The sequence below is a fragment of the Thalassospira sp. MCCC 1A01428 genome (assembly GCF_002115825.1).
Classification (GTDB): domain Bacteria; phylum Pseudomonadota; class Alphaproteobacteria; order Rhodospirillales; family Thalassospiraceae; genus Thalassospira.
Genome location: NZ_JFJZ01000080.1, coordinates 1 through 9,795 on the forward strand (window position 1 = coordinate 1; position 9,795 = coordinate 9,795).

Annotated in this window: 10 protein-coding genes; 7 read left to right on the plus strand and 3 right to left on the minus strand. The window is 54.1% G+C overall.

Annotated features, from left to right (window positions below; translation table 11 throughout):
* The first annotated feature begins 94 nt into the window (after window positions 1-94).
* Complete coding sequence (locus THS27_RS25060; RefSeq protein ID WP_085595592.1) at window positions 95-1,618, plus strand: cryptochrome/photolyase family protein; 1,524 nt, start codon at window positions 95-97, stop codon at window positions 1,616-1,618.
* Window positions 1,615-1,797 (plus strand): DUF2256 domain-containing protein, encoded by a 183-nt coding sequence (locus tag THS27_RS25065; protein WP_085595594.1) that lies wholly within the window; start codon window positions 1,615-1,617, stop codon window positions 1,795-1,797. The genes THS27_RS25060 and THS27_RS25065 overlap by 4 nt, the downstream gene beginning before the upstream one ends.
* A gap of 168 nt (window positions 1,798-1,965) precedes the next feature.
* On the opposite strand, the gene THS27_RS25070 is transcribed toward THS27_RS25065, so the two are convergent.
* Together THS27_RS25070 and THS27_RS25075 are read right to left on the minus strand one after the other, a co-directional pair.
* A complete protein-coding gene (locus THS27_RS25070) occupies window positions 1,966-2,709 on the minus strand; it encodes a phosphoadenylyl-sulfate reductase (protein WP_085595596.1) in 744 nt (247 codons plus the stop codon).
* Window positions 2,709-3,266: a bifunctional precorrin-2 dehydrogenase/sirohydrochlorin ferrochelatase gene (locus THS27_RS25075; RefSeq protein WP_085595598.1), complete on the minus strand. Its 558-nt coding sequence runs from the start codon at window positions 3,264-3,266 to the stop codon at window positions 2,709-2,711. Before THS27_RS25075 ends, THS27_RS25070 begins: the two co-directional genes overlap by 1 nt.
* Before the next feature lie 277 nt (window positions 3,267-3,543).
* Between THS27_RS25075 and THS27_RS25080 the strand changes: the two genes are divergently transcribed.
* Window positions 3,544-4,608, plus strand: coding sequence for a COX15/CtaA family protein (locus THS27_RS25080; protein WP_246833106.1), 1,065 nt, complete (start codon window positions 3,544-3,546; stop codon window positions 4,606-4,608).
* 65 nt (window positions 4,609-4,673) lie between these two features.
* Here THS27_RS25080 and THS27_RS25085 read toward each other — a convergent pair whose 3' ends face one another.
* The gene (locus tag THS27_RS25085) at window positions 4,674-5,948 is read right to left on the minus strand and encodes a DUF3422 family protein (RefSeq protein WP_085595600.1); all 1,275 of its coding nucleotides are present in this window, start codon (window positions 5,946-5,948) and stop codon (window positions 4,674-4,676) included.
* A 187-nt stretch (window positions 5,949-6,135) separates the two neighbouring features.
* Between THS27_RS25085 and tldD the strand changes: the two genes are divergently transcribed.
* From tldD to THS27_RS25105, 4 genes are all read left to right on the plus strand, one after another.
* Window positions 6,136-7,569 (plus strand): metalloprotease TldD, encoded by a 1,434-nt coding sequence (gene tldD / locus THS27_RS25090; protein ID WP_085595602.1) that lies wholly within the window; start codon window positions 6,136-6,138, stop codon window positions 7,567-7,569.
* Window positions 7,570-7,859: 290 nt separating this feature from the next.
* Window positions 7,860-8,987, plus strand: coding sequence for a M48 family metallopeptidase (locus THS27_RS25095; protein WP_085595604.1), 1,128 nt, complete (start codon window positions 7,860-7,862; stop codon window positions 8,985-8,987).
* 17 nt (window positions 8,988-9,004) lie between these two features.
* Window positions 9,005-9,217 carry a hypothetical protein gene (locus tag THS27_RS25100; protein ID WP_085595606.1) on the plus strand — a complete coding sequence of 71 codons (213 nt, stop codon included), beginning with the start codon at window positions 9,005-9,007 and terminating at the stop codon, window positions 9,215-9,217.
* Window positions 9,218-9,230: 13 nt separating this feature from the next.
* A partial coding sequence (locus THS27_RS25105) for a FecR domain-containing protein (RefSeq protein WP_210403013.1) occupies window positions 9,231-9,795 on the plus strand: 565 nt, incomplete at its 3' end.

Below are 9,795 nucleotides of genomic sequence, written 5' to 3' on the forward strand. Positions count from 1 at the left end.
GTTTCGCAAGTTACAGGGCATAACCATTTGAACCGACCCACTGTGCGACACCGTATAGACATGCAGTGTTTAAAGCGACAAGCAGCAGGTGGTTATGGGACGTTTGCGGGTTATTCTGGGCGATCAGTTGTCGCAATCTATTTCCTGCCTTACGGGTTGCGATAAAACCCGCGATACCATTTTGATGTGCGAAGTGTGGGATGAAGCCACCTATGTTGCCCATCACAAAAAGAAAATCGCTTTTCTGTTTTCTGCCATGCGCCATTTTGCCCGTGATTTGCGCAAGACGGGGTACAATATTGATTACATCCAACTGGATGACGCCGAAAATAGTGGCTCCTTTCGCGGTGAAGTAAACCGCGCCATCGCCCGCCATGCGCCAGAACAAATCATTGTCACCCATCCCGGCGAATATCGCGTGTTGCAGGATATGAAAACCTGGCAGAAAGCATTCGCCCTGCCAGTTGAAATTCGTGACGATGACCGGTTTCTGTGCGGCCTTGATGAATTTCGCGACTGGGCCAAAGACCGGACGCAATTGCGCATGGAATTTTTCTATCGCGAGATGCGCAAAAAACACGGCATTTTGCTGGAAAATGGCAAACCGGTGGGCGGGCAATGGAACTTTGACACACAAAACCGCAAACCACCCAAAAACGACATGGATATTCCCGCCCCGTACCAGTCCCGGCCCGATGACATCACAAATGATGTTCTTGATCTGGTTGCGGCGCGATTTGGCAGCCATTTTGGCGACCTTCAGCCTTTTCATTTTGCTGTTACGCGCCAGCAGGCGCTTAATGCACTTGACCAGTTTATCAATCAGCGGCTGGCACAGTTTGGCGATTATCAGGATGCAATGGTGCAAAACCAGCCCTGGATGTTTCACGCCCATCTGGCTTTTTATCTCAATTGCGGTCTGCTTTTACCGCTTGAATGCATCAAGGCGGCAGAAAACGCCTATTATCGTGGTGATGTGCCGTTAAATGCGGCCGAAGGTTTCATTCGCCAGATTTTGGGATGGCGGGAATTTGTCCGGGGTATTTACTGGCTTAGGATGCCGGGCTATGGCGATGAAAACTATTTTGAAGCAACCGCCGCCCTGCCGGAATTTTACTGGACCGCGCAAACCAAAATGAACTGCCTGCGCCAATGCGTGCTTGAAACCCGCAAAAATGCCTATGCCCATCATATTCAACGCCTGATGGTGCTGGGCAATTTTGCCCTGCTGGCAGGCATTTCCCCCCGAGACGTCAATGAATGGTTTTTAATCGTTTATGCCGATGCCTTTGAATGGGTGGAAATGCCCAATGTCAGCGGCATGATCCTGTTTGCCGACGGGGGTTATCTTGCCAGCAAACCCTATGCAGCAGGTGGTGGCTATATCAGCAAAATGTCGAATTACTGCGACAACTGTTCATACAAAGTCAGCAAAAAGAACGGGCCTGATGCCTGCCCGTTTAATTACCTTTACTGGGATTTTCTGGCGCGCAATCGCACCAAGCTGGCCGATAACCATCGTGTGGGCATGATGTATAAAACCTATGACCGCATGGGGGATGATAAAAAACAGGCCATCGCCGATGACGCCAACCGGTTTCTAAAAAGCCTGTCATGAAGAAAAAATCCGACCTGCCCACCAAAACCTGCCTGGTCTGCCAGCGCCCCTTTAGCTGGCGCAAAAAATGGAAGGATTGCTGGCAAGACGTTAAATACTGCTCCGAACGGTGCCGGCGCGAAAAAAGCAATATTGGCAAAAGCGCAACAATATCAGCGCCTGAAGATGCGCAGATGTAGCCCTTAATTCCGATCGAGGCCTGAGATGCGGTTTTCGCAACCCCACGGCGAATACCATGCAACAGGGGCAAACGACCAAAACCACCCGCGTATAATCAAAAAAATGGCCTTGCCCGGATAACACGGGCAAGGCCAACTGGCATGATAACGGAACACCCCGCCATATGATCAAATAATATAGTGAATGCCGCATTCGGTTTTGTCCTGCCCGGCCCAGCGGCCTGCGCGAACATCGGAAACACTGGCATCCACCCGGTCGGTACACGGCATGCAGCCGATTGACATATAGCCTTCGGCTTCCAGCGGATGGCGCGGCAAGGCCCGGTTATCAAAGATATCTTCGATATCCTGACGGTTATAACCAGCCAGCGGGTTTACCTTGATCCGGGTTCCTGCCGTTTCGATCACCGGCAAGGTACCCCGTTCGCCACCGTGAAAGCGTTTGCGCCCGGTCAGCCACGCATCATAGCCCTGAAGGGCGCGTTGCAGTGGCTCGACCTTGCGAATAAAGCAGCAGCGATTGCCATCTTTGGCAAACAACATGCCGTTGGGGTCTTCGGCTTTCAGTTTTTCTTCATCGGGGCGCATGATGCGAATATTGGTCAGGCCCAGTTGGTCCACCAATTGTTCGCGGTAGCGATGGGTTTCACCAAACAATTTACGGGTATCAAGAAAAATCACCGGCAGGTTCGAGTCAACTTCGGCCACTAGCGCCAACAGCGCGGCGGCCTCTGTCCCAAACGATGACGTCATGGTGATCTTGCCGGCAAATTCTTCGTGGACCATCGGTTCAATCAGGGAAATTCCCTGCAGGTGGCCATAACGATCAAGCAATGTGCGGGCACGCTCGGTCGTTTCGTCAACTGTCATGCTGCCACCGGTGACGACTTCTTCCTCTCTCAAAGCAGCCATTACAACCACCCCCGGCGATCTATATAATCATCTGTCAGGCGCACAAGCTGCTTCATATCCGCACCGGATTTGCGCCATTTGGCACGCTGGCTTGCCAGTTCGCCCAAACGGTCGCCCCAATGCGGAGACAGCCAGTTTTCAATCGCCCTCCGAATGCGCCCTGCCAGACGGGGACTGGCACCATTGGTCGAAACCGTAATGACCAGATCGCCGCGCTGAACACGGGCCGGGTTAAAAAAATCGCAGTAATCCTTTACGTCCTCGACATTGACGATGGTGCCAACGGCGCGGGCGGTTGTGGCAAGTTCGGCTGCCCGGGCCTCGGGCAGGTCCACCACAAACATGATGGCTACGGCGTTAATATCGGCCGAATTGGGCAGATAACGGTGCAGGCGGTCGCCCGCCTGTTCGGCCAGTTCGGCACTCGGGTCTTCGCTATAAACGGTGACATATTTGGCCCCATCACCGTCAAGCTGGCGCAAACGGTTCAGCGTAGCCTCGCCGTTGCCAACCAGAGCCACCGACAGGCGGCCAAGGTCCAGATTGATGGGAAACATCGTCGATCCTCTAAATACGGTTTTCTGTTTGTTGATTGCACTATGAAGGTGTGTTTTATTCAATTCAATACATTTTTTATGTGTTTTATTAACATTCAACAATAATTAAGTGTTTATTTCGCCCAACCACAGAAAAACGGCAATCTTGCCCCTTAGCGCCCGATAACAGCTTCGTGATTGGGCAATCAGGACGGATACATGCGGCTTTTCGTACAAAACAGAATTGTTTCGTCCTATAGTGCCGACGAAATTTGCATTGGCTGAGCCAGAGGATTCAATGTCGCGCAGTGTTTCCCCCACCTTTCATTCCGCCAGCGGCATAAACATTGCCGCCCCGCAACCGCACCGTGCCGTTGCAATGTGGCTGTTTTTTTGTGCCTTCATGGTGTTTGTCATGGTGGTGATTGGCGGGCTGACCCGGTTAACCGAGTCCGGTCTTTCGATTGTTGAATGGCATCCATTTACCGGCATCATCCCGCCCCTTAATGAAGGCGACTGGCAACGCCTGTATCAGGAATACAGCCAGTATCCCGAGTTTCAAAAAGTGAATGGCTGGATGTCGGTGGCCGATTTCAAATCGATTTTCTGGCTGGAATTTATCCATCGCCTGTGGGGCCGGTTAATTGGCGTGGTGTTTTTCATCCCCTTTGTATGGTTTCTGGTTAAACGCAGCATTGATGGCACCACCAAATGGAAGCTGGCCGGTCTGTTTGTGCTGGGCGGCCTGCAAGGTGTGATGGGCTGGTACATGGTGATGAGCGGTCTTGTCGATCGCCCCGATGTCAGCCAATACCGGCTCACGGCGCATTTCGGCCTCGCCCTTATCATTTTTATCGCCCTGTTATGGGTCGGCTTGCAGCAATATGCCCCGCGTTCCGGTGCCACCGCCAAATCGCGCCGCATTCTGGGTGTGCTGGCGTTAATTGTGTTTACCGCATTGTCGGGCGGCTTTGTTGCCGGGACCAATGCCGGGTTTATCTATAATACCTTCCCGCTGATGGACGGGCATTTAATCCCCGACGGGTTATTTGCCTTTGACCCGGCCTGGATGGCCCCGTTCGAGGATGTCAAAACCATCCAGTTTGATCATCGCTGGCTGGCAAAACTGACCTTTTTTGTCGTGCTGTTTTTCTGGTGGCGCACCATCCGGCTGGATCTTTCTGCCGATCAAAAACGGGCCTGCCACCTGATGCTGGCCGCCGTGTGTTTACAGGTCGCCCTTGGCATTTCGACATTGCTAAGTGTTGTGTGGTTGCCACTGGGCGTAACCCACCAGGCCGGGGCTGTTATCCTGATTACCGCAGCAACGTTTTGCGCCTACAAACTGCGCGATCCGGCCTGATAAAAACGCACCCGTCGCTGCCTGTTTTCGCCAGAAAAACTGGCAGGCGGCATGAAACAATCGAATTAGCCCTGCCCGTCCTCCCGGTGCAGGGCTTTTTTAATGCGGTGCATGGAAAACCAGATGATTGCCAGTACCACCGGCACCGATGCGCCGCTGGCAACGGTATCATTCAGTGCGATACCTGCCCCTTTCAACGCCTTGAACAAATATCCCAGCAGACCGACCGCATAATAGGTAATGGCGGCAACCGATAACCCCTCGACCGTTTGTTGCAGGCGTAATTGCAATTTTACCCGCCGGTCCATACTGGCAAGCAAATCGCGGTTTTGCGCCTCCAGCAATATATCCACCCGGGTCCGTAAAAGATTATTGGCCCGCGCGACACGTTTGGACAAAACTTCCAGCCGGTCGCCGATATTCTGGCAGGTGCGCATCGCCGGGGCCAACCTGCGTTCCATAAATTCGCTTAGGGTTTGCATGCCTTCGATGCGTTCTTCGCGCAATTCACCAAGGCGCGCCTGCAAAATACGATAATAGGCCCGTGCCGCCCCAAACCGATAATTCAGCGACGCGGCCATTTCTTCGGTCTGGGCAGCAAGGTCCGTCAGCTTGTGCAAGGTTTCTTCGTCATTGGTGTGGGTTTTGCTGGCCATTTCAGCCGTAATGGATGACAGACGGGTATCAATTTCCGACACCTTGGGCGTGGCACAATGGGCCAGCGGAAATGCCAGCAGGGCCATCATGCGATAAACTTCAATTTCCTGAAGCCGTTGAATCAGCCGCCCGGCCTGTAACGGTTCCAACCCGTTATCACGCACCAGTATGCGGCCAAAACCATCACCATGCAGGCGAAAGTCCGTCCATATCAATGCGCCGCGCCCCAGAACGCGGCTGCCTGTTAAACCGTTATAATCAAACAGGCGGGCAATATCATCGCTGCTGCGGTCCTTGCGATCCATCGCTATATGCAAGCCGACCAGCAACTGGCCCGGAACGGTTTCCAGCCAGTCGCGCGGCACCAGGTTCAATACCGGGTCGTCAAACGGCTGATCAAACTGGGCCTGCCGTTTAAAAACATAAACCGTAAATTCGGCGTGCCGTTCCCAGATCACGGTAAAGCCGTCGCATGCGGCTTCGTAATATTTCTGGTCATCGGCAGGTGGGGTCAGGGTATAGCGTTCGCAAAAAATGCGAAAATGCTGGCGCACCTCGCCATCAAGGTCCTCCCCCGCGTGAAAGGCCAAACAGCTGCACCGAACCGGGCTTTCGACCCCGCCAAATGGCCTGGCATGAATTTCGTTATGAAGTGCGACACGCTGGGGATGTTCAACAAACATTGCCACGGGCTTTCATCTTCGCCTTCGCCAGTCTATATAGAGAGATCACATAACCCTGTATAAACGAAAAGCCACGATAGCAGAAAGCCCCAAAACCTAAGGGAAATTACTGTTACATGTCTTTTGCCATGCAGGGGAAAATCACCCGTCATCCGCGCAGTGCGAATTTGATGGACAAGGAGGTTTCATGACCGATCTGAGCAAAACCGATAACCTCTTTTTCGACAAGGGCGAACTTGATCGCGACCGGCTGGAAAGCCAGGTTAATGATGCCCTTGCCACTGCCGAAGACGGCGAACTGTTTTTGGAATATCGCCAGTCCGAAAGCCTGACCTGGGATGATGGACGCCTGCGCAGTGCCAATTTTGATACCGCCCAGGGTTTTGGCCTGCGCGCCGTCGCCGATGAAGCCACTGCCTTTTCCCATTCCAACGAATTGTCCAACGCCGCCGTTGGCCGCGCGGCAGAAACCGTGAAGGCGGTTGGATCGGGCCGGTCGGGCAAGGTGGATTTGGGGTCCATTGGCACCAATGTGTCGCTTTACACCGATATCAACCCGCTGGGCGAAGCCAGCTTTGAAGCCAAGGTCGATTTGCTGGGCAAGATTGATGCCTATGCACGCACCAAAGACCCGCGTGTTTCGCAGGTGTCGGCATCGATTTCGGGCAACTGGCAGGCTGTGCAAATCTGGCGGTCGGGCGGGCAGCGCATTGGCGACATTCGCCCGCTCGTGCGCTTTAACGTATCCGTTGTCGTCAAGGATGGCGACCGCATGGAAAGCGGATCGCACGGGCAAGGCGGGCGCATTGGTTTTGATGGTTTCTTTGACGAAAAAACCTGGAAATCCGCCGTGGACGAAGCCCTGCGCCAGGCCATAGTCAACCTGGATTCCGTTGCCGCGCCTGCCGGTGAAATGACCGTTGTGCTTGGGCCGGGCTGGCCCGGTATTTTGCTGCATGAAGCGATTGGGCACGGCCTTGAGGGTGACTTTAACCGCAAGGGCACATCGGCCTTTGCCGGGCTTTTGGGCCAGCGCATTGCATCGCCCGGTGTCACCGTGGTCGATGACGGCACCATCCATGACCGTCGCGGGTCGCTATCGATTGACGATGAAGGCACCCCGACCCAGCGTACCGTCCTGATCGAGGATGGTATCCTCAAAGGGTTCATGCAGGACCGGCTGAATGCACGTTTGACCGGGGTTAAATCAACCGGGAACGGACGGCGCCAATCCTATGCCCATGCGCCAATGCCGCGCATGACCAACACCTATATGCTGGGGGGCGATCATAGCCCCGAAGAAATTCTCTCGTCGGTGAAAAAGGGCATTTATGCTGTAAACTTTGCCGGTGGCCAGGTTGATATTACATCGGGCAAGTTTGTTTTTTCGGCGTCAGAAGCCTATCTGATCGAAAATGGCAAGCTGGGCGCGCCGGTCAAAGGCGCCACCCTGATTGGTAACGGCCCGGATAGCCTGACCAAAGTTTCCATGATCGGTAACGACATGAAACTCGATGACGGCATTGGCACCTGCGGCAAGGATGGCCAGGGTGTGCCGGTGGGCGTGGGCCAGCCCACCCTGCGCATTGACGGGCTGACGGTTGGCGGGACAGCAATGTAACCCGAACACCCCACGAAACGAGCCATAATAGAAGGGCGCTGCCGATCATCGGCGGCGCCCTGTCTGTTTTTGCATCAAATTTATGCAAATCCGGCATTATACCTGCCTTAATCGACCCCGTTGTGATCTAGAACTTTTCAACCGCGTTGGTTCCGTTTACGCTGTTATAGAAATATGGGGTTGGCATGCTCGAACACTAAACCAGCCATGGCGGTTTGGGCTTGCCTGCGAATTGGGGACTTAAATTGTTAGTGATGAATATTCGGTGCGGCAGGTACGCCGCAGCTGCCGTGTGCACCATTGTGTCGGTATTGGCCGTTAACAATGGGGCATGGGCGCAGGAACCGCCTGCTGTTGATGCAGCACAACGTTCAGTTCAAATGCAGGAAGAGTTTCAGGAACTTTCCGGTGCGGCTGAAAAATCACAATTTCTGTTAAGCACAGATGACGGCAAAGGCATTACCTTTGCCGATATTTTACGTGATCCTGACAATATTGTGCTGAACTTCCGCTGGGCCAAGGCACAAATGGCACAGGGCAATATTCGCGGCGCATCGGCGACACTCGAACGCATTCTGATCCTTGACCCGGACCTGGCGCCAGTCCGGCTTTATTATGCAATTGTCCTGTATCGCCTCGACAGTCTTGATATTGCCAAAGCACAGTTTGAAAAACTGCGTGCCCTGCCGATCAGCCCCGATGTCGCAGCCCAGATTGACCAATATCTCGATGCCATCGAAAAACGCCGCCAGCGGATAAAACAAACCCTGTCTGTCAGCTTTGGCGTTCATTACGATACCAACCGCAATTCGGCCCCAAGCAACGACGAACGCATGGTTTTGGGGTCGCTTCTGCCCATTACAAATACCGAAGATCGCCATCAGTCCGATATCGGTTATATGGGGGCAGCCCATTACGACATTACCTATGATCTGGGTTATCAGGCCGGACATGATATTTTTGCCGGCGTAACGGGATATTACGATGATCAGGTTCGCCTCGATAACCTTGATGTCGGGACTGCCAGCTTCGAGGTTGGCGGCCATTGGCGCAGCCCGTATCTGACCATCACCCCCACCCTGATCCAGACCGCGGCAGAACTTAACAATGAAAAATTCCTGACCTCGCGCGGAGTGCGGCTCCGGGCAGACTGGAAGGTCCGGCCCGATACCACGCTTTGGGGGCAGACCAGCTATTTTGACGAACGTTATGGCGCCACGCCGGATTCAAGCGCGTTGCCCCTGCGATCCGGGCAGCGTTATCAGGGGAAAACCGGCGTCACCTATGCCTGGGACAACCAGAACCGCACCACATTTGGCGTGACACTGGCCCGCAAGGAAGCTGCGCGCAGCTATTACACCTATCGCAGCGTCGGCGCCGAGCTAAGCCATACCTTGCTTCGGGCAGCACACCGCTAACACGCAAGGATTACCCTTTGCGCGCCCGGCTTTCCTATGGTTCCAACCTGGCAAACCTGCTTGAAGCATCGTGGTTTGGCAGTGATATCGGCCAGGATATCTATCAGTTCATCGCACCGATTTCCTGGTCGATCACCGAAGAATATCAGGCCACATCTTCCAACATTGCCAACTACGACTATGACAACTGGCGCACGCAATTTTTGCTGTCGCGCCGTTGGGCATTTTAACCGGAGACGGAATATGACCGTATCTGTCGCTTCAAACCTTAAGGCGTTGTATGTACCCGCTTGCTGCCTAACCGGACGGGTCGGGTTTGGCTTGGCCGGGCTTGCTGTTTGTGCATTGCTGGTCAGCCCGCCCGCCTTTGCGCGCGGCGAACAGGCGGGTGTAAGTGCTGCCGTGCGCGGCGACGTTGAACTGGCCGAGGCCAAGGGCATTGTTGGAACGCAAGTTGAAAGCGGTCAGCCGATTTATCTGGGCGACTATATAACCTCGTCGCCGGGATCGGGGATGCAGATATTGCTGATGGATGAAACCGTTTTCACCATTGGCCCCAACAGCGAAATCGCCATTGACGATTTTGTCTATGACCCGGCCAATAATCAGGGCCATATGAGTGCCAGCATCACCCGTGGTGTGGTGCGTGTCCTGACCGGGAAACTGGCCCATAACGACCCGAAAACCATGAAAATCAACCTGCCGGTTGGTTCTATCGGTATTCGCGGCACACAGTTTCTGGTCTCGGTTCAGGATGGCCCCGGGGAGGGTAACGGCGCTGGCGGGTCCAACAGCTGGTCGCCCTCAA